This is a genomic window from Acinetobacter sp. ANC 3882 (genome assembly GCF_022549545.1).
In the GTDB taxonomy this organism is placed as follows: domain Bacteria; phylum Pseudomonadota; class Gammaproteobacteria; order Pseudomonadales; family Moraxellaceae; genus Acinetobacter.
This window is the reverse complement of record NZ_JAKZGB010000009.1, coordinates 130,993-154,742: the sequence shown is the minus strand read 5'-3', so window position 1 is coordinate 154,742 and position 23,750 is coordinate 130,993. Positions and strand designations below refer to the sequence as shown.

Here is a 23,750-nt window from a genome sequence, read left to right as displayed (position 1 = left end):
CGATGTTCCTTATGAAAATGAAATCAATGTTTATTGGGCAGACCAGACACTGTGCTGAATATCAATCTGCACAGGGATGAGCTGATCTTGTTTAAATAAATCGGCGATTTGTTGCTGACTCTGTATCACCTCAGGTGTAAGGATGTGTACAGGCGATGGTTTTGGTCGTTTGTCTAAAACACGTTGCGCCACGGGCAGGCTTAAACCCGTACTTTGTGCGTAAATCTGTAGTGACTGATCTTGATGTTGCACAATCCACTGATCAGCAATGTTGATACTCTTGATCAGCTTTGATGCAGAATCAGGATGCTTTTTAATAAAGTCAGGATTACCAATATAAAAAGAATAAGTGGTTGGAAAAGCAGAGCCATCTACTAAGGTTTTGGTATGGCCTTGGAGTTCGGCTGTGCCTAAGTAGGGCTCCCAAATTGCCCATGCATCAACGGCCTGCTTGTCAAATGCTGCGCGTGCGTCGGCAGGAGGTAACCAGATGGGCTGAATGTCCTGCCAAGAAAGACCTGCTTTCTGCAAGATTTTTGCCAATAATTCGTGTGCACTTGAACCTTTTTGTACTGCAATACGTTTGCCTTTTAAATTTTGAAGGGTACTGATTTTGCCGTTGGCATGTACTAAAACAGCCTGTCCCGTTGGTGGAACCACTTCATAAGCCACGTAACTCAACGGTTTAGCCGCAGCTTGGGCAAAGATTGGAGGGGTATTGCCGACATAACCAAAATCAACTGCTCCGACGGCAAGTGCTTCGAGCATCTGTGGGCCAGCAGGGAATTCGCGCCATTCAATTTTGGCATTCGGAAATTCTTGCTCAAATAGCTTTTGTTGTTTGGCAACCAATAAATTGAGCGAGGATTTCTGGAAACCGATAGACAGCGTTTTGACCGCCGTATTTTCAGTTGCTGAAGTTGTTTTCTCCGTCTTCTGTTCGGGCTTCTGGCAAGCACTGAGTGAGAATGTGGAGATCAGCAAACCCAAAACAGAAACTTTAGATAACAACTTCATAGTGATCCTCAATTATTTAACTTGGTTCTTTAATACGGCATCTTGGATCACAAGCTGCTTCGGAATTAGTTTCTGGGCAAAGAAAGCATCAGCTACATATTGCTGCTCTTTTGCCACTTTTTCAGAAATCGGTTGAACCCCAAAACCCATGCGTGAAATTGAACTTTTTAGGACATCAAACTCAAGTGCGGTTGGCTTTTCCAATAATTTTGCTGCATCGTCAGGATGGGCTTTGACCCATTCCGTCGTTTGATTGAGTGTCGTGACCAAGGTGGTTAAAACCTGAGGATGGCTTTCAGCAAATTGGCGATCGGCCAAATAGAATTGGTGATTGCTGACCAAATGTTCACCCGTAGCGATTACACGCGCATGGATTTGATGCTCTGCTGCGGCGAAGAATGGATCCCAGATCACCCAAGCATCCACAGCACCCTTTTCAAAGGCAGCACGTGCATCTGACGGTGGTAGGTAAACAGGTTGAATATCTTTTAGGCTGAGATTGTTTGCTTCTAATAGTTTGAGCAATAGATAGTGAACATTTGAGCCTTTATTCAACGCGACCCGTTTGCCTTTGAGATCTTGGATGGATTGAATCGGAGAATCTTTTTGTACAATTAAAGCTTCTGCGGTCGGCGCAGGCGGTTGGTTGGCGACATAAACCAAGTTCGGATTGGCAGCTTGAGCAAAGATGGGTGGTGCTTCACCTGCTTCACCAAAGACCACACTGCCGACATTTAAGCCTTCTAGCAACTGTGGACCTGCAGGGAATTCGACCCATTTAACATTTACACCTTGAGCAGCAAGATTTTTTTCTAATTCACCTTTTGCTTTGAGAATCGGCAAGATGCCATACTTTTGAAAGCCGATATTTAATGTTGTGGTTTCTTGTTTTGTTGTCTCTTGCTGCTCTGGTTTTTTTGCACAACCTGCAACACCCATCAGGCTGGCAAGACTTGCTGCGATGATGGTATATGTTGCCCATGAACGATTGATTGAAATAGCCATGTTGGTTGTGCTCCCCGACAAATCAAAAGATTTAAATAAGATGAGCAACTAAACTAAAACTTTTTTTATTGCATAAAAAATAAGTAATCGGGCTTTGCTTATGATGAAAAGTGCAAAATAGAAAATTGCATAATCTTATCTATAGGTTGAATAAGTACAGAACGCTTTAATTTGAATAAGATATTGTTTTTAATTGGATTAATTTTTATTTTATCGCTTGGTTAATTTCTTCTTCACACTGACTTAAGCAGAGATCATGATGATGAGGAGATATCTTTATCAAAAATAAAAATATCTCCTGCAATGTGAGCTGTGATTAGCGTAACGCTTTTTTAAAGACCAGCGAATTACGCTGATAGTTATACAGGGCTTGGCGTGCATTAGGTAAATCATCTACGCTGGCGGGAGTAAAGCCTTGCTCTAAGAACCAATGTGCAGTTCGAGTGGTGAGCACAAACAGTCGTTGAATCCCTTGCTGTTTGGCCTTGCTTTCCAAGAATTGCAAAATTTGGCTGCCACGATTTGATTTGCGATAGCTTGAATCCACTGCGACACAGGCAATTTCAGCAGAACGAATTTCATCTGATCCTGCGGGAATTGGGTACAAGGCTGCACAAGCCAAAATCATACCGTCGCGCTCAATCACTGCAAAGTGCTCAATCTCACTTTCAAGACGTTCGCGAGAGCGATAAACCAGAATGCCTTCTTGTTCCAGCGGACGCAGAAGATTAATTAAGCCACCGACATCGTGAATATTGGCGATACGAACTTCTTCATAGTGGGCATCGGTGATCAAAGTACCAATACCATCGCGAGTGAATAGCTCTTCAATCAGTGCGCCGTCATAGGCATAAGAAATCAGATGCACGCGATGCACACCCGATAGTGATGCTTGTTGAGCTTGTTTGAGATGTAAGGCAAATTCTGGATATTGTTGTTGGTTCTGTTGAATATACGGTTCCAGCTGGTGAGGGTTTAACTCGCGCAATAACTGCTGTTGCTTGTTCATCAAACCTTGTTTTTCACCCAAGAAGATCAGTTTATCTGCTTTTAGGGCTGTCGCTGTTTTGGTGGCCACGTCTTCAGCCAGCAAATTAAAGACTTCACCTGTGGTTGAATAACCTGTTGGTCCAAGCAAAACAATATTGTGATTGTCTAAATGACGTTGAATGGCGTCTGTGTCAATAGAACGTACTTCGCCTGTCAGCTGGAAGTCGATGCCATCACGAATGCCATAAGGTTTTGCTGTGACAAAATTACCCGACACCACATCAATGCGAGCACCATACATCGGTGAATTGGCCAAACCCATGGAGAGTAGGGCTTCAATTTCTAGACGAATAGAACCCACCGCATTCATGACACCGCGTAAAGACTCGCGTGTTGTAATGCGACGACTTTGATGGAAGGGCGTTTCGATATTGCGTTCGAGCAGATTTTGATTAATTTGCGGACGTGCGCCGTAGACCAAAATTAACCGAATCCCTAAAGAATGTAATAGGGCAATATCGTGGATAATATGTTGGAAATTTTCATGTTGAACGGCTTCGCCAGAGAACATCAAAACAAAGGTTTTATCACGGTGTGCATTGATATAGGGTGCGGAGTGGCGAAACCAATGCACATAATCTTTTGTTGTACTATGTGAATTTTCAGTCATTTGCTTCGCCATGGTGATCTCAGATATGCAGCACTTGCTCTGATTCTAACGAAAAAAATCAAAATATAAATCTATTCCTAAACCAACCATTCAACTTTCATGCTGTTGAATGATCAAAAAGGACTTAGAAGCCCATGATTCGGATAATACTGTTGTCATCAGAGTTGACTAAAATATAGTCATTGTTGATTTTGTACCACTGTTCGTTACGACCAGGGCGAGGTAGGTTACTGTCTTTATAATCTACTTTATAGCCGTTGCCACGATAGTGTTGTGGCATCACATAGCCTTCCTGCCAACGGTGCTGCTTCAAACGTTCTACACCACGCTCTTCACGCATACGACGTTCACGTTGACGATTCTCACCATCTGGGCGATCAAAGTTACGACCACCTTGCCAGCCGCCACCGCGCGAATCATCGTCACGATCATGCGGGCCCGCAAAACTTCCCATACTACTAAACAGGACTGTCGAACCTAAAACCAAGATAATGAAAAAATTTTTCATGATGCACCTTATTGACTTCGGATGTCTCTCATGTGAAAACTGTACCTTAAAAATGCAGAGAAACTGTGAAGATCGATTCATTATTCCATTAAAAAAATGAAGATACACCACACATTTCTCTCAAAAAAACAGTTTTAAGGTCAGTGTCCAATGTTATTTAGAATTATTGTAATGACTAAATTAAGCTTGTGCGTCAATACTTTGTCCATTCATATCTAAACTGTCATCACCCATCAGATAAAGGTAAGCAGGCATAATACTGTCTGGCGTCGGCAAGACTTTTGGATCTTCTTGTGGATAGGCTTTGGCACGCATCGCAGTCCGGGTACCACCTGGGTTGATGCAGTTGAAGCGGATGTTTGGATAAGTATTTTCTGCCGCAAAAATTTTGCTCATCGCTTCAGTTGCAACTTTAGACACCGAATAAGCACCCCAAAGCGCACGCGCTTCACGACCCACGCTTGAACTGGTAAAGACCACGGATGCATGCTCAGATTTCTCCAGCAATGGTAACAGGGCTTGAGTCAGTGCAAATGGAGCGCGTAGATTCACGGCTAAAACATCATCCCAGACATCAACAGGATAGTGAGCCAGTTCTACACGATCACCCAACATGCCTGCATTATGCAAAATGCCATCAAGACGACCAAATTGTTGCTCCAATGTACTCACTAACAGCTCATAGTCATGGCTTGATGCTGTAGACAGCTGTAACGGTAAAATTGCAGGTTGTGGTGCGCCTAGACCTTCAATTTCATCATAAATGACTTCAAGTTTGTTTAGGGTACGACCATGCAACACCACTGTTGCACCGTGAAGGGCATAACTCATGGCAGCAGCGCGCCCAATTCCATCGCCAGCGCCTGTGATCAGAATGATACGATCTTTCAATAAATCTGGGCGAGGTTGATATTCTGAGTATTTCATTGTTATGCCTCCTATTCTTATCTTACAAATTTAATTCATCATACCCTGATTTTCTGACAATACAGTGATTTTCTGTTTGATCAGTTGATGCAGTTCAGGAATGGTTTGAATAATGGCATCGGCTTGCCAAGCAGCAAGATCATCACGTGATTCTACTGGCAAATAACCGTAAGCAGCCAAGATGGTATACATATCTGCATGACGGCCTGCGTCAATATCTCGTGGATGATCACCGACATAGATAATCTCTTTGGCATCGATATCGAGTTGCTTTGCCGCCAAATACATCGGTTCTGGATCAGGTTTGGTTTTGCTGACATCTTCTGGGCAAACCAAGACTGCACAGCGTTCAGTCAGATCCAGCTTTGCCAATAGAGATTCACTTAGACCACGAGGTTTGTTGGTGACAATTCCCCATGGAATTTGATGTGCTTCCAGCTCTTCAAGTAATGGATACATGCCGACAAACAGGTCGGTATCGACCACAATATTGTCACCATATACATCTAAAAAGCGTTGCCGATGTGCCAAAAAGACAGGGTCTGTCACTTCTAATTCAGGATAAACTAGCTTCACCATGGCGCGCGCACCTTCCGAGACTTGAGTACGGATGGTATCGGCATCGACGACAGGACGTTGTTCATCGCGACACATTTGTTGGATGATACGAATGAAGTCTGCAGCAGTGTCAATCAATGTGCCATCTAGATCAAATAAAACCGCTTTCATTAGGCACCTGTATTGGTGGTATGCACCATGTAATTCACTTCAACATTGGGTGCTAACCAATAGTGTTTGGTGATTGGATTGTAATGGAGGCCAATCATTTCTTTCAGCGTTAAACCTGCATTGCGAATATCGTGTGCCATTTCAGAAGGACGAATGAATTTATGATAATCATGGGTGCCTTTTGGCAGCAAGCGCAGGATGTATTCAGCCCCAATAATCGCAAATAGATACGATTTAGGATTACGGTTAATGGTTGAGAAAAACACATGACCGCCTGGTTTAACTAAGCTTTGGCAGGCTTTCACGATTGAAGCTGGATCTGGGACGTGTTCCATCATTTCCATACAGGTCACCACATCATATTGACCTGCTTGTTCGAGTGCCAACTGTTCAACGGGGATTTGACGATATTCAATGTTTTGTACATTGTCTTGCTCTGCATGCAAACGACCCACTGCAAGGGGTGCTTCGCCCATATCGATGCCGAGTACATCAGCTCCACGGCGTGCCATGCTTTCAGCCAAGATGCCACCTCCACAGCCGACATCAAGTACTTTTTTGCCAGCCAAGCCACCCACGCGCTCATCGACCCAGTTTAAACGTAAGGGATTGATTTGATGCAGCGGGCGGAATTCTGAATGTTGATCCCACCATTTGGCAGCCAATGCTTCAAATTTTGCGATTTCTTGTGGGTCAACATTCAATTGCGACATGGTGTCACCTCTATATTAGGATGATTATTTCGGTTTAATCTGTTGGTAGTGTAGCGATTCTGGCAAAAAAAGCGATAAATCCAATAAAAAACTTCACAGAAGCAAAACGAATTGCTCGTGTTTGTTTTATATTTAGCATATAAACTTACGAAAAATGCTTAGAGGAAAAGCAAAGCCAATGAAAAAGTTAGTATTAAGTGGTTTGAGTGTAGCTGCGTTGGCATTCTCAATGAATGCAATGGCAGCAGATTTTGTGGCGGGTAAAGACTATACCGTGATTGCCAATCCAGGTAAGACATCAGCACCTGCGGGACAACTCGAAGTGCGTGAGTTCTTCTGGTACGGTTGCCCTCACTGTTTCAAGCTTGAGCCACATATGCAAACGTGGTTAAAACAAATTCCAAAAGACGTTTATTTCCTGCGTACGCCTGCAGCAATGAATAAAGTATGGGAACAAGGTGCGCGTGGATATTATGTTTCTGAAGCACTCGGTGTGCGCAAGAAAACGCATATCCCACTCTTCCATGCCATTCATGACGGTGGTCAGCAAATCTTTGATCAAGCCTCTCAAGCAAAATTCTTTGCGCGTTATGGCGTACCTGAACAGAAATTTAACAGCATGTTTAATTCATTCCCAATCACGGCAAAAATTGCTGAGTCAAATAAATTGGCGCAGCAGTATCAGTTGACTGGTGTGCCAGCAGTTGTGGTGAATGGTAAATATGTGGTGCAGGGTGAAGATGGAAAAGTAACCCAAGTGGTTGATTATTTGCTAGAAAAAGAGCGTAAAGCGAAATAATTTACGCATTTTCAAATTGAGAATGCCATACTCTTTTAGTGGGCATTCTCTTGAAAGGTCGAGTGTAAATAAAATAATGAGGTTCGTGATTAATCCATTCCACGGAGTAGGTCCTATCATTTTGGGAAGTAGTGTCGCAAATATAAAAAAGTTATTTGGTACAGAATTGTATTATGAAGATTGGATGGGTGGAAATTTAGAAAACTTTCTCTTTTATCAAGGTTTATTGATAGGCTTTCATAATGAAGGCTCTGATAATCTTACTGATATTTCAAAAGTAAGTAGTGTAATTATCAAGCCTACCCATGAATTAATATTATGGAATGAGGATATATCTAATTTTTCTAAACAACAGATAACGAATCTCCTAAAAAAGCAGAAAATGAATTTTAAAGAGATAAATAAAAGCTTTATAGAATGTAAACAGATAAAAATAAGATTTGGTTTCAATTCAGATATGTTTTTAGAGCAGCTTGAGATTACTCAATGAAGTTTAGTATCTCACAGAGTATCTTTAGCTAACTATTTAAAAAATTTTATATGAAATTGATTTTTATAAAAAATCATTCATATCAATCTGAACTTTCTGTGTCGGTAGAGACAAGGCTTGATTGACATAGAGATTAATCAACTTCTCACGCGAACCAATCGAGCGCTGGTAATAGCTTGAGTTCAACAGTAATGCCGCACCGTAGGTCAGAGACCAGATATAAGACAGGTAGTCACGAATCGACATATCGTAATTCTGTGATTTTAAATATTTTTCAGTCATATCTTTCAATGAAACAATGCGTTGCTGGCGAATCGCATACAGCTCATCAAACAAATGCTTTAACTTCGACTCAGTCATGGTGAGGTGTTCTTCTAACTGATGCAGCAGAATGGTACGACTTGGTGAAGTTAAATGATAAAGCATATAACGCGGTGCATATTCTTTGACATCGGTGTTGTATTTGTCTGAAATTTTTAAAATTTCTTTTTCATTTTGAATAATCAGTTCCAGCAACAGTTCATTCTTGCTACGGAAATGTTTGTATAACGTACCTTTGGCAATATCCAGTTCAGCAACCAGTTCATCTAAGGTCATTTCTTGGTTGTTTTCTAATAATAGCTTTTCCGCAACCTGCAAAATTTTTTCTTTACGAATTAAGAACTGAGTATGACGATCAGGATTCATGATGCTTATAAGCTCCTCATAGTGTTCTACACTGCATTTGCATTAGTGTCTAATGCATCATAACGCTAAGCAATGCTTTTATATATCAAACTTTGGTTTGGATATGATCAAGCGTTTTGTGGTTCCCAATTGGAGATGCCACTGAATAATAAACGGACTTGAGTCGCTGCATTGTCAATGAACAGGTTTTGTTGTTCGAGTAAATGATCAATCGTAAATTGTTTGGGTAAATTGATCCACGTCATTGCCCATGTAAACGACATATTAATTAAAATCGTAGATAAGACTTGCAAGTCTTTGGCTTCTTTAATGTGTTTGAAGGTTTCGAGTTTGCACAGATCAATGGCGAGATCTTCAATCAGAAACTCAATTTCACGTGCAATCGCGATGCGTACTGTTTCTGAGCCCCCCCAGCGTTCTGCAATCATAAACTGCCATTGTTGCGGGCTATGATTCACTGCCTGTACAAACAGTTCAATACTGGTACGGGTTTTGGCACTGCCACTGTGTTTCAAATAGCTTTGTCCTAATTGATGAATCAAGCTTTTTAAATGCAAAGAGACTTGATCAACCAGTTCTTGACCCAGTGTATCCATATCTTGGAAATGACGATAAAACGCCGTTGGTACTAAACCAACTTCGCGAGCAACTTCACGCAAACTAATACTACTAAATGAGCGCCCAGCGGTGCTGAGATGAAGTGCCGCATCCAGTAGAGCCTGCCGACTCTGTTGTTTTCGTTCATCTCTAATCGACATGAATACGTTCCATTAAAACTATACGATAGAGTCTAGCAAAAAAAACAGAAGATTTTTAGTCTTTGTCCATTGCTAAATGCAAGTGTTTTAGATCTTTCATCCATTCTCACATGGATAGTGTGAGCTGAATGTATAAGACAATTTCTTAATTTTGTCCTCATTTTTAAAGGCTTATAAAAAAGTATAAAAATTATTCAAAAAATTAGTGAACAAGTGTTGACTCAGTGAACACAAATAAATATAGTGTACACATGTTCACTATACGAACATTTGTTCACTCAAAATAAATAGCCAGATACAAAACGAGGAACGTATGAACGCAGAGTTAAGTTATCAGCCACATTGGATTCGAGAAGATTTTGTTGATTTTATTTTGCAAAAAATAAAACCAACCTTTGCTTGGAAACGTATTCTTGCAGAAGTGACCGCCGTACAGCCACTCAGCTCGGATATGGTGTTATTGACTGTAAAGCCAAATCATAATTTTGATTTTAGCCAAGTCAAAGCAGGTCAGAGCGTTTTGATTACCTTGATGATCAATGGGGTATATCAACAACGTAGTTATTCAATTATCGATGTCACGCCACAGGGTGAAATCCGCTTTGGGATTAAAGTTCAGGGTGTGGTGTCTAAAGCAGCACAACACTTGCGCGTTGGGGACAGCTTCGAGATTTCACAGGCACAAGGTGACTTTGTATTACATCAAGGTCAGCAACCTGCATTACTGATTGCCTCAGGTTCAGGTATTACTGCCATTTATTCTTTATTGAAACAAGCAGTAGAACAGCAGCTTGAACAAATTCATGTGGTTTATTTTAACCGTGCAGAGGTGTTGCATCAGGACATCTTGGCCTTGGCTGAACAATATCCACAGTTAAATTATCATTTCTTTAATACGGCAGAGCAAAAACAGCATTTAGATGCCGCATTGTTAGAGAAATTAGTACCCAATTATAAAGATGTGCAGGCTTATGCCTGTGGTCACCACAGCATGATGCGCCAAGCGCAAAAGATATATACGCAACAGGATGCAGCTGGAAATTTTCATCAAGAGTTTTTCCAACCGATCCAGATTGAGCATTCAAATACAGCTCAACCGATTAGTTTCCGTCGTGCGCAACAGAATTTTATTGCAACGACCAATCTACTCAGCAGTGCAGAACAAGCAGGTCTACGTCCACAACATGGTTGTCGTATGGGCGTGTGTAACCGCTGTAGCTGTACCAAGGTCAGTGGTGTGACTCAGAACGTTATCACTGGCGAAATTGATGATCAACCGAATCGTCCAATCAAGTTATGTGTGAGCCAGGCCTTAAGCCCAGTCACGATTGACCTATAAAAACAAAGATATTTGAGGATCAACACAATGAATATGGCATTAGAATTTAAAACCGTATCAAAGTCAGCACATTTAACCCCAGAACAAGTCGAAGAGTTTGGTCGTCGTGTCGAGCAAATACGCCTAGACGTGATGCAAAACCTCGGTGAGCAGGATTCAAAATATATTTATAAAGTGCGTAATTTTGTACGTTATACCGAAATCGCATCACGTGGCATGTTGATGTTCGGTGGTTGGATTCCACCCGTATGGTTGTTGGGAACCGCGATGCTGGGTGTGTCTAAAATCGTCGAGAATATGGAGCTTGGACATAATGTCATGCATGGTCAGTTTGACTGGTTAAATGACCCAAGCTTACGTGGCGAAGACTACGATTGGGATAACACCTGTTCAGGCAATGATTGGCGCTTTACACACAATTATATGCATCACACCTATACCAATATTGTTGGTAAAGACCATGATGTCGGTTATGGCATTTTACGGGTGACAGAAGACCAAAAATGGGAAGTACGCCATTTGGCCAATATCCCGTTGGCTTTACAGTTGATGTTCTTTTTCCAATGGTATGTCGGGGTACAAAACCTGCATTTGGAAGATGCATTGGTTTATAAAACCAAAACTTGGAAACAGGTTTGGGCGGATGCGTCTGATTTCCGTAAAAAAGCGACGCGCCAGGTGTTAAAGGACTATGTATTTTTCCCTGCAATTGCAACGATTAACTTTATTCCTGTTTTAGCGGGAAATGCAGTTGCAAACATCATGCGTAATTTATGGTCGTCAGCGGTGATTTTTAATGGTCACTTTACTGAAGATGCGGAAACCTTTGAAGCAGACAATACTGAGAACGAGACCAAAGCACAGTGGTATCTGCGTCAGATTCGTGGTTCGAGTAACTTTACAGGTGGGAAGTGGATGCACTTCATGAGCGGTAATTTGAGCCATCAGATTGAGCATCATTTATTCCCAGACATGCCTGCCAATCGTTATGAACAAGTTGCACCACAAATCAGAGCCTTATGTGCCGAATATGGTGTGAATTATAACGAAGCCAACTTTATGAGGCAGTTCTGGACGGTTTGGGTTCGTTTAGCAAGATGTTCTTTGCCAAATGATATGGCAGCACAAGTGACTCAAACTTGGACGAATTTCAAATCGAAGTTTAAGTTTGCTTAAGCGATGACTAATTCTGTGAATTGTAACGAATAAGTAAAACTGGAAGCACGTGTAATTGAGATATACTATGGCGCAATGATATTTGTGCCATAGTTTTAAGGAATCGTTATGCGTATTGACCAAAGAACATTAGACCAATTACGTGAGGTCAAAATTACCCGTAACTATACCCGTTACGCAGAAGGCTCAGTTTTGGTTGAGTTTGGTCATACTAAAGTGTTGTGTACCGCAAGTATTGAGAACTCAGTACCACGGTTCTTGAAAGGTCAGGGACAAGGCTGGGTAACTGCTGAATATGGCATGTTACCGCGTTCAACCCATACTCGTAGTGATCGTGAAGCAGCACGTGGAAAGCAAACGGGACGTACGCAAGAAATTCAGCGTTTAATTGGTCGTAGCTTACGTGCCATGGTGGATTTGAAGAAATTAGGCGAAAACACCATCACGATTGACTGTGATGTGATTCAGGCAGATGGCGGTACCCGTACAGCAGCGATTACAGGTGCAGCGGTGGCTTTGGTTGATGCGATGAATGTGTTGCTCAGCAACAAGAAAATTAAACAGGATCCATTAAAAAGCTTAGTCGCAGCAATTTCAGTCGGGATGTATCAGGACGAAGTGCTACTCGATTTATGCTACGAAGAAGATTCAAATTGCCAAACCGATTTAAACGTGGTGATGACACAGGCTGGCGAATTTATTGAAATTCAAGGAACGGCAGAAGATAAACCGTTTACCCGTCAGCAGTGCAATGCCATGTTAGAGCTTGCAGAAAAAGGAATCGCGGAATTGATTCAGAAGCAACAGCAGGCACTCGGTTGGTAAGTTCCAGTTGATAGTGCGGGCGGTCTGGTTTTTTTAGACCGCCTTTTTTTTATCCATTTTTTGTCATTGAATTGCGATCAAATCATCATTCAATTGTCATTTATATTGTATTGACTATCTGCACTGATATTTAACGGATAGTAAAATGCGAAATTTCCTTTTAGCGTTGCTTAGCAGCAGTTGCTTGTTACTCAGTGCCTGTAACGACAGTGATGGCGATAACAATAATAATCCTACGCCAAATCCAAAGCCGCCAACATCTACCTGCAAAATCCACTGCGCGCCATAAACATAATAATAAGGAAATAAACCAATGAATCGTCGCGATTTTTTATTAAATTCAACCAAAACCTTGTTTGGTACAGCTGCACTGACCAGTTTCCCTATGAGTATTCAAAAAGCTCTTGCAATTGATGCCAAGGTAGAAACAGGCACCATCAAAGACGTTAAACATGTGGTGATTCTGACTCAAGAGAATCGTTCTTTTGATAATTATTTCGGGACTTTGAAGGGAGTGCGTGGTTTTGGTGACCGTTTTACTATTCCTTTAAGCCAAGGGCGTAAAGTATGGGAGCAGTATGATGCCAATAAGAATAAGGTCTATCCCTATCATTTAGACAGCAGCCGCGGCAATGCGCAGCGTGTCAGTGGTACGCCACATTCATGGACAGATGGTCAATATGCTTGGGATCATGGACGGATGGGCAGTTGGGTGCAATACAAGCAACCGCAATCGATGGGCTATTACAAGCAACAGGAAGTGGAATTCCAGTTTGCCTTAGCCAATGCTTTTACCCTGTGCGATGCTTATCACTGCGCCATGCACACGGGTACCAACTCAAACCGTATGTTTATCTGGACAGGGACCAATGGTCCAACAGGGGCGAACGTTGCCAGTGTAGTTAACGATCTGGATGCGATTGGCCCATCGACCACAGGCTATGACTGGATCACCTATCCTGAACGCTTACAACAAGCAGGCATAAGCTGGAAAGTTTATCAAAACATGCCAGATAACTTTACCGATAATCCATTAGCGGGTTTTAAAAAGTATCGCCGTGCCAATGAGTTATCAGGAAAACCCGTCAATAACAGTACCATTTGCCCAGCATATGACCCCGCTATTGATGCAACCCAGCCACTCTATAAAGGCATTGCCAATACCATGCCAGATGGTGGCTTTTTGGGAACATTTAAAGAAGACATTGCCAAAGGACAATTGCCACAAGTGAGCTGGCTGGTTGCACCTGCAACCTATAGTGAACATCCAGGGCCATCAAGCCCAGTGCAAGGGGCATGGTATATCCAAGAAGTTCTCAATGCGCTGACTGAGCGTCCAGAGCTGTGGAGCCAAACCGTTTTCTTAATCAATTTTGATGAAAATGATGGTTTCTTTGATCATGTGCCTTCACCAAGTGCACCTACAATGGATGCATCTGGCATGGTATATGGTAAATCGACGCTCAGTAAAGAACAGATGTCTTATGAATATGCAACACATGCTAAAGCTTCGAATGGACAGCCGAACTTTACCGATCCTAAAGTGAGTAATGGAGTTGGGGTCTATGGGCCAGGGATCCGTGTGCCGATGTATATTATTTCACCGTGGAGTCGCGGTGGTTGGGTTAATTCACAAGTATTCGATCATTCTTCGGTAATTCGCTTCTTGGAACAATGTTTTGGTGTACAAGAGCCAAATATCAGTCCGTATCGTCGAGCGGTGTGTGGTGATTTAACCACCGCCTTTAATTTTAAAACACCGAATGTTTTACCTTTGCAGGATTTATCTGGCAAGAAAACGAAAACAGAGGCGGATGCCATTCGTAAAGCACAGGAAGGATTGGCACAGGTCAGCCGTCCGCTCAGTCAGACTGATCCAGTTCAGGAAATGGGGATTCGTCCATCGCGTGCACTGCCTTATATCCTGCATACCAGTGCCAAAGTCGATGCCACCGCGAAAACGGTCAAATTGATGTTCTCAAATACGGGTAGTCATGCTGCGGTTTTTCATGTCTATGACAAATTGAATTTAGATGCTGTGCCGCGCCGTTATATGGTGGAAGCAGGTAAGCAACTGGATGATGTTTGGCAAAGCAAAGACAATCAATATGATTTATGGGTACTGGGGCCAAATGGTTTCCATCGCGGTTTTAAGGGAAATCTGGCTCAGACAGCACAAATTCAAGCACTGCCAGAAGTTCGTGTCTGTATGGAAGAGTGTGATCCAAAAATTTTCCTAAAAGTTCGTAATGACGCTGCACAAACAGCTAAACTGGTGGTGAAGGCCAATGCCTATTTACCGAATAAGAGCTGGCAAATTGAAACAGCAGCGACTGAAACAGAACTCAGTTGGGATATGAGTCAGTTTGGTGGTTGGTATGATTTTACCGTCACTATTGAAAATGATCCAAGTTATAGCCGCCGTTTTGCAGGTCGTATTGAGACCAATGAGGACTCCATTTCTGATCCTTATATGGGCTTTTCGGGCAGCTAACGCTTTTCATACAGAAGTTAAATTAGCAGTTTAAGTGAACGCTTAAACTGCTTTTTATGGACTGAAAATTATCGTAGTAAAAACCAGTAGATACAGAGAAAAATCAACATGAGCAGCGTGATAAAACCGACAATAAATACTTCAGTACTGTCAAAATCTACCCGCTGCCCAAGGCGATAGCCACGTACAACCGCATAGCCAATGCTACGAACCACACCTTCAATAATAATCTCAAAAATCAGGTCAATGATTAGAAAACGGAACAGCTTAAACAGCACATGAAACACGGCTTCGAATACGGTATCCATACTTATTATTTTAATAAATTGAGCTGCTTAGCATTTTAAGCTTACATAGATTGAAATGAAAGTAGACACAAACACATCATCGTCAACAAATAGCTCACTGAGCATTTGCATGTTGTAACAAAGCCCTCAGATTTGGCTCATGTTGCTTTGATAGATTGAACACAAATTGAAATTAAGCGTTTTTAGGGGATAACGATGTTACAAGTTTTTCTAGTTTTACTGACCGCAGTAACTTTTGTCTTGATGGCGGCAGATCCACGACCCACTGATTCAACCGAAGCCAAATCAGCGTGGAGTAAACAAATTGAAACGGCTCAGATGGCAACCAAAACAGAGATTCCCGCTGCACAAAAATCTCGAGGTCTGGACAATGAGTCCGATCAGACTTAGCCGTTAAAACGCATAGATAAATCAACCGCTCTCACATCTTTGGTCAACACACCCATTGAGATGTAATCCACGCCAGTGGTAGCCACTTCACGTAAATTCTCAATGGTAATGTTACCTGAGGCTTCTAATTTACAACGACCAGCCACATGTTTGACCGCATCGATCATTTGTTGTTGGCTAAAATTGTCCAGCATCACAATATCAGCACCCGCTTCAAGTGCTTGATTCAGTTCATCCCAGGTCTCTACTTCAACCTCTACAGGTTTGCCGGGTGCAATGGTATGTGCCTTGGCAATTGCTTGAGCAATTCCACCTGCTGCCATGATGTGATTTTCTTTAATCAAAAATGCATCAAATAGACCTAAGCGATGATTTTGACCGCCGCCGATAGCAACCGCGTATTTCTGTGCAATACGTAGGCCGGGCAAGGTTTTACGGGTATCGAGTAGTTTAGTATGTAAACCATCAAGCTGTTGCACATAGCTAGCCGTTTTAGTTGCGACTGCTGAGAGTGTTTGCACAAAGTTTAAAGCAGGACGCTCTACGGTGAGTAAACTACGTGCAGAGCCAGCAAGTTTTAAAAATGCTTCATTTGCTGCAACATGCTCACCTTCTTGTTTGAGCCATGTGATTTGAACAGAACTGTCATAGGCTTGAATTAAGGCATTGACCCAAGGCTGGCCCGCCAACACCATATCTTCGCGTGTAATAATGGTTGCAGTGGCTTGTTCATCTTCAAGTGTGAGCATGGCGGTAATATCGCCGTCCCCAATATCTTCTTGTAATGCTTGTTGAATATTGATTTGAATAGATTGTTCAAGCAAAGATTGAGGGATACTCATACCATTTCCAGTGTATTTTTGACTAAAAAACTTGTGCGTTATATTAGCACTCTACTCATAAAAAATAAGTATTTCATCTCGATTATTCATGATAAAGCATGTCAGAATGGGCAAGATAAATATTAAATTGCTGATTCGGGTCACCATGCAACAATCTAGATTTACTCAAGTTCAAGATGGAATCTTGGAAGGCGCAACACAAATTTCATCGCCCAACTTTAATGCGCGACCTGCCGATACTGATATTCAACTGATTGTTATTCATAATATTAGTTTGCCACCTTCACAGTTTGGTGGGGGCTATATTCAACAATTCTTTCAGAATCAGCTGGATTGGTCATTACATCCTTATTTCCAAACCATTGAGGGGATGAAGGTTTCAGCGCATCTATTGATTTTGCGTACCGGTGAAGTGATTCAGTTTGTGAATTTTAAGGATCGTTCGTGGCATGCAGGCCGTTCTAGCTATTTGGCCTTGAAAGAATGCAACGATTATTCGATTGGCATCGAACTGGAGGGAAGTGATGATCTACCTTTCGAACCTGAGCAATATCAAGCATTGGTTGAAGTTGTGAACACTTTACGCCAAGCATATCCAAAAATTCAAAATCATATTGCAGGTCATTCTGATATCGCGCCAAAACGTAAAACCGATCCAGGTGAATATTTTGATTGGCAATTGTTTCGGACCTTATTGTCTCAACGGGAATTCGCCCAAAAAACATGGTCAGATTTATAATTTCACAACGCAATCTATTTGGACTTTCATTACAATAACGCTTTTTAAAATATAAGCCGTAGGTGAATGCGATGGCATTGTGGCGATCGACTGTAATTGTCAGTGCAATGACGATGTTATCCCGGGTATTGGGTTTGGTACGTGATGTGGTACTGCTCAATGTGTTTGGTGCAGGTAAGGACTTCGATACCTTTGTTGTTGCCTTTCGTATTCCCAACTTTTTCAGACGATTGTTTGCTGAAGGGGCATTTTCTCAAGCTTTTATTCCTGTCTTAACCGAATATAAAACCAGCCGTGCACATGCCGAAGTTCAGATTCTCATTAGTCGAGTGTTTGGTTGTTTGCTGACGGCTATGTCCTTGTTGACCTTTGTGGCAATGGTGGCGGCTCCCGCAATTATATATCTGTATGCGCCTGGTTTTCATAATGACCCTGCGAAGTTTGACCTCGCTGTCGATATGTTCCGCCTCACCATTCCATACCTAATGTTTATGTCCTTGACGGCTTTTGCCAGCAGTATCCTGAACAGTTACGGTTCATTTGCATCACCTGCTTTTTCTCCAGTATTGCTGAATGTGGCAATGATTGCAGGGGCATGGTGGCTGACGCCGTATATGGCTGAGCCAATTATGGCCTTGGGTTGGGCAGTAGTTGCTGCGGGTGTTTTACAGTTGGCGATTCAGATTCCAGAATTATGGAAGAAGAACTTATTGATTCCACCTAAAGTGGATTTCAAACATGAAGGTGTGGATCGTATTTTAAAGTTGATGCTGCCTGCTTTGTTTGGGGTGTCAGTGACTCAGATTAACTTACTGCTCAATACAATCTGGGCATCATTCATGCAAGATGGCTCGGTGTCTTGGTTATATAGTGCCGAGCGTATGACTGAGTTACCATTAGGATTGATTGGTGTGGCGATTGGTACGGTAATTTTACCTTCGCTTTCCGCACGCCATGCAGAGCAAGATCAAGCCAAATTTAGAGGCATGATTGATTGGGCCGCGAAGATTATCATGCTGGTGGGGATTCCTGCGAGTATTGCGTTATTTATGTTGTCGACACCGATTATTCAAGCGCTGTTCCAACGTGGTGAATTTACCGTGGAAGATACACGAATGACGGCATTGGCACTGCGATGTATGAGTGCAGGTGTGATTTCATTTATGTTGATTAAAGTGTTTGCACCAGGCTTCTATGCACAACAAGATACCAAAACGCCTGTCCGTGTCGGTTTAATGGCAGTGGCAGCCAATGCGATTCTAAACGTCGTCTTTATTGGCTTGTTTAAGTTAATTGATTGGCATGCAGAACATATGGCGCTCGCACTGGCATCTTCAGGCTCGGCTTTGGTGAATGCGGGTATGCTGTATTTCTATTTGCATAAACGTAATATCTACCGTTTTGGTGCGCATTGGAAGAAACTTGCAGTGCAATATACGGTTGCCAATATCGCTATGATTGCTGCGCTTTGGTACGGATTAACTTGGTACCAAGGCGATATTTCGCAATGGTTACGTATTGCTGAGGTGGCTGGTTTGTGTGTGATCGGGGTGGCTGCTTATGTGATTGGATTGTTGGTTATGGGCTTCCGACCAAGACATTTGAAAGCTTAGAAAAACTTGAAAGAGTTGAATTAAGAAAATGGCCAGGAATGTAGCATTAGACATTTTAAAGCTTTGTCTATCTTTTTTTGTTGTGATACTACATTGCCATTTGTTTCTAGATATCAACAGTCTTTTATATTTTGTGATTGTAAATGGTATATGCCGAATAGCAGTCCCTATATTTCTTGTAGTTTCAGGCTATTACTTTTTCTATATCAGTAATTTAAAAAAATTAATTAAGTGGAGTAAAAGGCTCCTTACCCTTTATCTAGTTTGGATGTTGCTGTACTCATCGTTTTGGCTATCTTTTTCGTCTTTTGCTGACAATGTTACAAACTTACTTTTTGGTTATTTTGTACTTTGGTATTTAATTGGAACCTTCTTTGCAGGACTATTGGTGTATTGGTTTAAAAATCATTCATTTATATTTCAGTTGAGTTTGGTTCTCATATGCTTTCTTATTGGTTATACAATGCAGACAGTTGGAAATTTACATTTATTCTCTAGAGAAATAGACAACTATCTAAACGACTTTAAAAGTTATCGAAATTTTTTTATGATGTGTTTTCCATTCATGATGATTGGTTTTTGGATTAATAAGTATAAAATTGAACGTAAAGTAAACATTAATATATATCTGATATTGTTCTTGTTCTTATTGCTGATATTTGAATCATTTATTCATTATTATTTTATAAGTCATAAAGAGTCGCTTGATCTACTTGTGATGTTATTGCTTATTGCTCCAGCAATTTTAATCTTCACTCTTAAACAGAATGTCGAAAGCCATGGCAAAAATATTGCAACTCTTTCAACTTCGATTTATCTCATTCACCCAATGGTTATGTTCGAACTTGCGAAGAAATTCGATGCAAACAATACCATTGTTTTTACCCTGTATGTATTGTTTGCATCCATCATATTGGGATATTTATTGACACTTTTAAATAAAAGAGTCAAATATTTACTTTAATGAACTTCAAGTAATTCAATATCAAAAATCAACGTACTATTCGGGCCAATCGCATCGCCTGAACCAACATCGCCATAGGCAAGATTTGCTGGAATAAAGAAACGTGATTTACCACCTTCTTTCATGGTTTGAACACCTTCAGTCCAACCTGCAATGACTTGACTCAGTTTAAATTCAAGCGGGTGGTTACGTGCAATTGAACTATCAAATACGGTGCCATCAAGTAGACGGCCTTCATAATTCACTTTAACGGTAGAGCTTGCTTTTGGAGACTTACCTTTACCTTGTTCTAAAACTTGATACTGTAAGCCTGATTTTGTACTGACGATATCCGCTTTCTTGCTGTTCTCAGCTAAAAAGGCTTTTCCTGTTTGATCATTTTTTTGCGCTTGTTCTTGAAACTCAACCAGTTGCTTGGCTTCTAAGCGCTTTTTATATTGATTCAGAACATTGGCCATTTCTTCGTCGGTCAAGGATGCCGCTTTACCTTGAACAGCTTCTTGTAAACCCTGCACAAAGGTTTCAATATTTAAATCTTTTAAAGTTTCAGCATTGCCTCTGCCCATCAAATAACCGTAGCTATATCCGAGTTGATCTTTTTGTGGGCTTTTTTGTGTAATAGGTGCTGCTTGAACCGTTCCGATGGTTGAAGCAATTAAAATGAGACCTAATCTTTTCATTATTTCTTCCAAAAATAAAGGAGAGCACAAGCTCTCCTTAGATCATTATTTTACAGCGATTAATTCTACATCAAAAATTAATGTGCTATTCGGTGGGATCGAACCAGGTACACCTTGTTCACCGTAACCTAAGTTTGCTGGAATATAGAAAGTTGCTTTACCACCTTCCTTCATCAGCTGTAAGCCTTCAGTCCAACCTGGAATCACTTGATTCAATGGGAACTCAATTGGCTCACCACGATCATAAGAGCTGTCGAAGACTTTACCATCAGCAAGTTGGCCTTTGTAATGCACTTTCACAACAGATGTCGCGACAGGTTGCTTACCTGTACCCTCTTTGGTGATCTTGTATTGCAAGCCTGAAGCTGTGGTTTTCACGCCTTCTTTTTTCGCATTTTCTGTTAAGAAACTGTTGTTGGTTGCTTCAGTTTTTTTGGTTTCAGCGATTTGTTTCTGTTGTTGCTCTTTTTGGAACTCAACATATGCCGCTTGTAACTCTTCTTCTGTATAGGCAGCGGGTTTCTGCGCATGTGCGTCACGGAAGCCTGTAATAAATGCACTGGTTTCTAATTCGGGTGGTGTTTGTTTTGCCACTTCATAGCCTAATGCATAACTGATTTTTGCAACAGGTGCTGCATTTTTGTCAGCCTTGGCACCAAGCTCTGTGTTTGGGTTCTTGGTAGCGTAGTAAATAGGAACGAGCGCTGCACCGCCTAAAACAGCTGCGATAACGAAAGGTAAAGCTTTACTCATGAGATGTCCCAAAGCGAGATTTGAATAAAAAATATGGCATTGATCTTAGCATGTATGCATTGAAGCATTGAATAATTAACAGCAAAAATGCATGGATTTTTTGTATGAGGATTGAGTTATTTTTGAAATCAATGTGCATTCTGGCTGAAATAAAAAACCAGAGAATTTAGAGTTCTCTGGTTTTAAATACAATATCAAGAATGATTATTTGCTGGTTTGATATTGATACTGGGTAATTTGATAGCTCGGCAGCTGATCTAGAATAAGCCCATCGACTTCAAGTCCTGCATTTTCAAAATAAGATTTTGCGAGTTCAATATCTTTAAGTTGTGTTTGACCATACTGAACTAAACAGAGATTGAAACCAGTAAATTGAGCGAGGATGATACTATCAGAGGTTGCAAGTATCGGTGCTGAATTGATAATAATGTAATCATATTGAGTGCGAACTTGCTGAATCAGTTGAGCAAAAAGAACTTGATGTGAGGAGATCGAGATCTCATCGCTGCTTTGCCCACGACCAATCAGACTTAAATTTGGATAAGTCGTATTTACAATAATCTGATCTAAATTGGCTTGGCCACGTAAGTATTCTGATAAACCAGATTTTGTGGTGCTATTGAAAAGTTGATCGAGCTGGCCACGATAAAGGTCACTATCAATCACCAAGACTTTTTGTCCAGATTGGCTGAGATAAAGTGCTAAGTGTTGAGCAATCAAACCTTGATTCTGATCAGGCGTAACGCTTGTTACCAATGCAAAATTGTGCTGTTTTTGCTGTAATTTAAAACGCAACGTCGGGATAAATGTCTTGAGTGCTTGTAAATTGGAAATAGCTTTCTTTTTTACTTTAGGCAATTCGACGTAGGTTTTAATGCCGACAGCTTGTTCAATTTCATCGCGATGGCGCACACCTGTTTGTAGCATGTTACGAACTAGGGCAATTAATACACCAATGAAACCACCAACTAAAATAGAGAGGATTAAGATAATCAACTTACGAGGTTTGATTGGTTTGGTCGGTTCCACTGGATAATCTAAAACACGTAGATTTCCTGTTTCACCAGCTTTGGCTAAGCTTAATGATTGATAAGTCCCTAATAAATTAGTATACAGCTGCGTTTGTACTTGCACGTCACGATAGTATTGCAAATACTGACTTTGTGTATTCGGTAGTTTCTTTAATGCACCATTTAACTCATTAATTTTTTTATTAAATACGCCAATTTGAGCATTAATTTCTTGTATCATTGGATGCTGAGCTGTGTATTGTGCGGCTAATTCAGCTTGCTTTTGTTCCAACTGAAGCTTTTGTGTTTCAAGTTCAACACTTTGCTTTAAATAAAGTGCGGCTTCTTGTTGAATATCGATGGTGCCATGAGTTTCTCGGAAAGTATTAAACTTTTGTTCGGCTTGTTCGAGTGTATCTTTAAGTTGTGGTAACTGTTGATCCAAGAAGTTTAAGGTTTTCTCTTTTTCAGCGGACTTTGTTTCTAGATTCTGAGATAGATATGTTTGTAAAATATGATTTAGAACTTTGATAATATGTGCACGATCAGTGCCATCAAAACTGATCGTAATGATACCAGTTTGTTTAGTTAGTTCAGCAACTTTTAATTTAAGTATCAAGTTCTTAACAGAAGTAAGAGGGGATTGCTTTTGGACAATATATTGTCCTTCAAGTGATTGTTGACTTGAGATAAAAATGTCCCATCCAGATTTTAGATTATTAGGATTCACACTTTGATTAAGTATGCCTTTAAATACTTCTAAACCAGTTTTTACTGAAATAAGATTATAATTTTTCTCAGTAAAGCTTAAAATTAAATCTTGATCAAGATATTCTTTTGGAACATTAAATTTTTGGATAGAGAACTCAGCTTTTGAGTTTTTAACTTGGACTTCATCTGTACGATAATTAGTATTAAATTGGTCTGTATGAAGAAATTTTTGGAATATTGAAAGTTCTGGTTTAACTTGGATATCAAGATTTAAATCTTGAATTGTTTTAGTTAAGATAGATCGAGATTGAAGAATTTCAATTTCGGTTTGAATTGATTGTTGTCCACCACCTAAGTTGATACCTGCTAGGCTACCTAAAGAAGCTAATTGAGGGCTTAAGCTTGCTAAGCTATTTTGTTTGCTGTCAACTATTTGAATTTTTGCATCAACGGAATAGGTTTTTTGTGCAACTTTAAGATAAATTCCAGCACAAACCAAAGTAAATATTGTACAAAAAACGATAAGCTTCCACTGTGCGACGAGGGTAAAAAATAATTCTCTGAGATCAATCGCATCGTCATTCAGTTGAGTATTTTGATTCATAGGGAAACA

Annotated in this window: 25 protein-coding genes; 11 read left to right on the top strand and 14 right to left on the bottom strand. The window is 40.8% G+C overall.

What is annotated here, in order from left to right:
- Positions 1-30: 30 nt before the first annotated feature.
- The 7 genes from MMO42_RS15490 to ubiG all read right to left on the bottom strand — a co-directional run bounded on the left by MMO42_RS15490 (position 31) and on the right by ubiG (position 6,559).
- Complete coding sequence (locus MMO42_RS15490) at positions 31-1,017, bottom strand: aliphatic sulfonate ABC transporter substrate-binding protein (RefSeq protein ID WP_241321200.1); 987 nt, start codon at positions 1,015-1,017, stop codon at positions 31-33.
- Between the two features lie 12 nt (positions 1,018-1,029).
- The gene (locus tag MMO42_RS15485) at positions 1,030-2,022 is read right to left on the bottom strand and encodes a sulfonate ABC transporter substrate-binding protein (protein WP_005290745.1); all 993 of its coding nucleotides are present in this window, start codon (positions 2,020-2,022) and stop codon (positions 1,030-1,032) included.
- A 316-nt stretch (positions 2,023-2,338) separates the two neighbouring features.
- Positions 2,339-3,694, bottom strand: a complete 1,356-nt coding sequence (gene argA, locus MMO42_RS15480) for an amino-acid N-acetyltransferase (protein WP_005290748.1) — start codon at positions 3,692-3,694, stop codon at positions 2,339-2,341.
- A 112-nt stretch (positions 3,695-3,806) separates the two neighbouring features.
- Positions 3,807-4,190: an RcnB family protein gene (locus MMO42_RS15475; RefSeq protein ID WP_005209775.1), complete on the bottom strand. Its 384-nt coding sequence runs from the start codon at positions 4,188-4,190 to the stop codon at positions 3,807-3,809.
- Positions 4,191-4,370: 180 nt separating this feature from the next.
- Positions 4,371-5,117 carry a YciK family oxidoreductase gene (locus MMO42_RS15470; protein WP_241321199.1) on the bottom strand — a complete coding sequence of 249 codons (747 nt, stop codon included), beginning with the start codon at positions 5,115-5,117 and terminating at the stop codon, positions 4,371-4,373.
- Between the two features lie 30 nt (positions 5,118-5,147).
- Positions 5,148-5,846: an HAD-IA family hydrolase gene (locus MMO42_RS15465; RefSeq protein ID WP_005290753.1), complete on the bottom strand. Its 699-nt coding sequence runs from the start codon at positions 5,844-5,846 to the stop codon at positions 5,148-5,150.
- Entirely contained in the window at positions 5,846-6,559 is a 714-nt protein-coding gene (gene ubiG, locus MMO42_RS15460; protein WP_241321198.1) for a bifunctional 2-polyprenyl-6-hydroxyphenol methylase/3-demethylubiquinol 3-O-methyltransferase UbiG, read from the bottom strand. Before ubiG ends, MMO42_RS15465 begins: the two co-directional genes overlap by 1 nt.
- A gap of 178 nt (positions 6,560-6,737) precedes the next feature.
- On the opposite strand from ubiG, the gene MMO42_RS15455 reads away from it, so the two are divergent.
- Both MMO42_RS15455 and MMO42_RS15450 read left to right on the top strand, forming a co-directional pair.
- A complete protein-coding gene (locus tag MMO42_RS15455; RefSeq protein ID WP_241321197.1) occupies positions 6,738-7,358 on the top strand; it encodes a thiol:disulfide interchange protein DsbA/DsbL in 621 nt (206 codons plus the stop codon).
- A gap of 85 nt (positions 7,359-7,443) precedes the next feature.
- On the top strand, positions 7,444-7,848 hold the full coding sequence (locus MMO42_RS15450; RefSeq protein ID WP_241321196.1) for a hypothetical protein: 405 nt from the start codon (positions 7,444-7,446) through the stop codon (positions 7,846-7,848).
- 63 nt (positions 7,849-7,911) lie between these two features.
- On the opposite strand, the gene MMO42_RS15445 is transcribed toward MMO42_RS15450, so the two are convergent.
- Together MMO42_RS15445 and MMO42_RS15440 are read right to left on the bottom strand one after the other, a co-directional pair.
- A complete protein-coding gene (locus tag MMO42_RS15445) occupies positions 7,912-8,535 on the bottom strand; it encodes a TetR/AcrR family transcriptional regulator (RefSeq protein ID WP_016164939.1) in 624 nt (207 codons plus the stop codon).
- Between the two features lie 107 nt (positions 8,536-8,642).
- Entirely contained in the window at positions 8,643-9,293 is a 651-nt protein-coding gene (locus MMO42_RS15440) for a TetR family transcriptional regulator (RefSeq protein WP_004801762.1), read from the bottom strand.
- A 313-nt stretch (positions 9,294-9,606) separates the two neighbouring features.
- Here MMO42_RS15440 and MMO42_RS15435 point away from each other — a divergent pair, with 313 nt between their 5' ends.
- The 5 genes from MMO42_RS15435 to MMO42_RS15415 all read left to right on the top strand — a co-directional run bounded on the left by MMO42_RS15435 (position 9,607) and on the right by MMO42_RS15415 (position 15,127).
- Positions 9,607-10,632, top strand: a complete 1,026-nt coding sequence (locus tag MMO42_RS15435; protein WP_241321195.1) for a ferredoxin reductase — start codon at positions 9,607-9,609, stop codon at positions 10,630-10,632.
- A gap of 33 nt (positions 10,633-10,665) precedes the next feature.
- Positions 10,666-11,808 (top strand): acyl-CoA desaturase, encoded by a 1,143-nt coding sequence (locus MMO42_RS15430; protein WP_241321215.1) that lies wholly within the window; start codon positions 10,666-10,668, stop codon positions 11,806-11,808.
- Between the two features lie 108 nt (positions 11,809-11,916).
- A complete protein-coding gene (gene rph / locus MMO42_RS15425) occupies positions 11,917-12,633 on the top strand; it encodes a ribonuclease PH (RefSeq protein ID WP_005277792.1) in 717 nt (238 codons plus the stop codon).
- Positions 12,634-12,778: 145 nt separating this feature from the next.
- Entirely contained in the window at positions 12,779-12,922 is a 144-nt protein-coding gene (locus MMO42_RS15420) for a hypothetical protein (RefSeq protein ID WP_241321194.1), read from the top strand.
- A gap of 24 nt (positions 12,923-12,946) precedes the next feature.
- Positions 12,947-15,127, top strand: coding sequence for a phospholipase C, phosphocholine-specific (locus tag MMO42_RS15415; RefSeq protein ID WP_241321193.1), 2,181 nt, complete (start codon positions 12,947-12,949; stop codon positions 15,125-15,127).
- 68 nt (positions 15,128-15,195) lie between these two features.
- Here MMO42_RS15415 and MMO42_RS15410 read toward each other — a convergent pair whose 3' ends face one another.
- Positions 15,196-15,435, bottom strand: coding sequence for a hypothetical protein (locus MMO42_RS15410; RefSeq protein ID WP_241321192.1), 240 nt, complete (start codon positions 15,433-15,435; stop codon positions 15,196-15,198).
- A 195-nt stretch (positions 15,436-15,630) separates the two neighbouring features.
- Between MMO42_RS15410 and MMO42_RS15405 the strand changes: the two genes are divergently transcribed.
- Positions 15,631-15,825 carry a hypothetical protein gene (locus tag MMO42_RS15405; RefSeq protein WP_241321191.1) on the top strand — a complete coding sequence of 65 codons (195 nt, stop codon included), beginning with the start codon at positions 15,631-15,633 and terminating at the stop codon, positions 15,823-15,825.
- Here the strand turns inward: MMO42_RS15405 and nadC are convergent.
- Complete coding sequence (gene nadC / locus MMO42_RS15400) at positions 15,822-16,667, bottom strand: carboxylating nicotinate-nucleotide diphosphorylase (protein WP_241321190.1); 846 nt, start codon at positions 16,665-16,667, stop codon at positions 15,822-15,824. The two genes, MMO42_RS15405 and nadC, sit on opposite strands and share 4 nt — an antisense overlap.
- A 106-nt stretch (positions 16,668-16,773) precedes the next feature.
- Here nadC and ampD point away from each other — a divergent pair, with 106 nt between their 5' ends.
- From ampD to MMO42_RS15385, 3 genes are all read left to right on the top strand, one after another.
- Positions 16,774-17,406: a 1,6-anhydro-N-acetylmuramyl-L-alanine amidase AmpD gene (gene ampD / locus MMO42_RS15395; RefSeq protein ID WP_241321189.1), complete on the top strand. Its 633-nt coding sequence runs from the start codon at positions 16,774-16,776 to the stop codon at positions 17,404-17,406.
- Positions 17,407-17,468: 62 nt separating this feature from the next.
- A complete protein-coding gene (gene murJ / locus MMO42_RS15390; protein ID WP_241321188.1) occupies positions 17,469-19,019 on the top strand; it encodes a murein biosynthesis integral membrane protein MurJ in 1,551 nt (516 codons plus the stop codon).
- Positions 19,020-19,047: 28 nt separating this feature from the next.
- The gene (locus MMO42_RS15385) at positions 19,048-19,983 is read left to right on the top strand and encodes an acyltransferase family protein (RefSeq protein WP_241321187.1); all 936 of its coding nucleotides are present in this window, start codon (positions 19,048-19,050) and stop codon (positions 19,981-19,983) included.
- Here MMO42_RS15385 and MMO42_RS15380 read toward each other — a convergent pair.
- From MMO42_RS15380 to MMO42_RS15370, 3 genes are all read right to left on the bottom strand, one after another.
- Entirely contained in the window at positions 19,980-20,663 is a 684-nt protein-coding gene (locus MMO42_RS15380) for an FKBP-type peptidyl-prolyl cis-trans isomerase (RefSeq protein WP_241321186.1), read from the bottom strand. The two genes, MMO42_RS15385 and MMO42_RS15380, sit on opposite strands and share 4 nt — an antisense overlap.
- Before the next feature lie 45 nt (positions 20,664-20,708).
- Positions 20,709-21,416: an FKBP-type peptidyl-prolyl cis-trans isomerase gene (locus MMO42_RS15375; protein ID WP_241321185.1), complete on the bottom strand. Its 708-nt coding sequence runs from the start codon at positions 21,414-21,416 to the stop codon at positions 20,709-20,711.
- 204 nt (positions 21,417-21,620) lie between these two features.
- Positions 21,621-23,741, bottom strand: coding sequence for a GNVR domain-containing protein (locus MMO42_RS15370; RefSeq protein WP_241321184.1), 2,121 nt, complete (start codon positions 23,739-23,741; stop codon positions 21,621-21,623).
- Positions 23,742-23,750: the final 9 nt, after the last annotated feature.

Coding starts and splice junctions, on each gene's coding strand:
- MMO42_RS15465 (WP_005290753.1), bottom strand. CDS start 5,846: ATGAAAGCGGTTTTATTTGATCTAGATGGCACATTGATTGACACTGCT.
- nadC (WP_241321190.1), bottom strand. CDS start 16,667: ATGAGTATCCCTCAATCTTTGCTTGAACAATCTATTCAAATCAATATT.
- MMO42_RS15485 (WP_005290745.1), bottom strand. CDS start 2,022: ATGGCTATTTCAATCAATCGTTCATGGGCAACATATACCATCATCGCA.
- MMO42_RS15385 (WP_241321187.1), top strand. CDS start 19,048: ATGGCCAGGAATGTAGCATTAGACATTTTAAAGCTTTGTCTATCTTTT.
- MMO42_RS15370 (WP_241321184.1), bottom strand. CDS start 23,741: ATGAATCAAAATACTCAACTGAATGACGATGCGATTGATCTCAGAGAA.
- MMO42_RS15475 (WP_005209775.1), bottom strand. CDS start 4,190: ATGAAAAATTTTTTCATTATCTTGGTTTTAGGTTCGACAGTCCTGTTT.
- argA (WP_005290748.1), bottom strand. CDS start 3,694: ATGGCGAAGCAAATGACTGAAAATTCACATAGTACAACAAAAGATTAT.
- MMO42_RS15455 (WP_241321197.1), top strand. CDS start 6,738: ATGAAAAAGTTAGTATTAAGTGGTTTGAGTGTAGCTGCGTTGGCATTC.
- MMO42_RS15375 (WP_241321185.1), bottom strand. CDS start 21,416: ATGAGTAAAGCTTTACCTTTCGTTATCGCAGCTGTTTTAGGCGGTGCA.
- MMO42_RS15470 (WP_241321199.1), bottom strand. CDS start 5,117: ATGAAATACTCAGAATATCAACCTCGCCCAGATTTATTGAAAGATCGT.
- ubiG (WP_241321198.1), bottom strand. CDS start 6,559: ATGTCGCAATTGAATGTTGACCCACAAGAAATCGCAAAATTTGAAGCA.
- MMO42_RS15410 (WP_241321192.1), bottom strand. CDS start 15,435: ATGGATACCGTATTCGAAGCCGTGTTTCATGTGCTGTTTAAGCTGTTC.
- MMO42_RS15430 (WP_241321215.1), top strand. CDS start 10,666: ATGGCATTAGAATTTAAAACCGTATCAAAGTCAGCACATTTAACCCCA.
- MMO42_RS15405 (WP_241321191.1), top strand. CDS start 15,631: ATGTTACAAGTTTTTCTAGTTTTACTGACCGCAGTAACTTTTGTCTTG.
- rph (WP_005277792.1), top strand. CDS start 11,917: ATGCGTATTGACCAAAGAACATTAGACCAATTACGTGAGGTCAAAATT.
- MMO42_RS15490 (WP_241321200.1), bottom strand. CDS start 1,017: ATGAAGTTGTTATCTAAAGTTTCTGTTTTGGGTTTGCTGATCTCCACA.
- MMO42_RS15380 (WP_241321186.1), bottom strand. CDS start 20,663: ATGAAAAGATTAGGTCTCATTTTAATTGCTTCAACCATCGGAACGGTT.
- MMO42_RS15415 (WP_241321193.1), top strand. CDS start 12,947: ATGAATCGTCGCGATTTTTTATTAAATTCAACCAAAACCTTGTTTGGT.
- MMO42_RS15440 (WP_004801762.1), bottom strand. CDS start 9,293: ATGTCGATTAGAGATGAACGAAAACAACAGAGTCGGCAGGCTCTACTG.
- MMO42_RS15420 (WP_241321194.1), top strand. CDS start 12,779: ATGCGAAATTTCCTTTTAGCGTTGCTTAGCAGCAGTTGCTTGTTACTC.
- MMO42_RS15445 (WP_016164939.1), bottom strand. CDS start 8,535: ATGAATCCTGATCGTCATACTCAGTTCTTAATTCGTAAAGAAAAAATT.
- MMO42_RS15435 (WP_241321195.1), top strand. CDS start 9,607: ATGAACGCAGAGTTAAGTTATCAGCCACATTGGATTCGAGAAGATTTT.
- ampD (WP_241321189.1), top strand. CDS start 16,774: ATGGGCAAGATAAATATTAAATTGCTGATTCGGGTCACCATGCAACAA.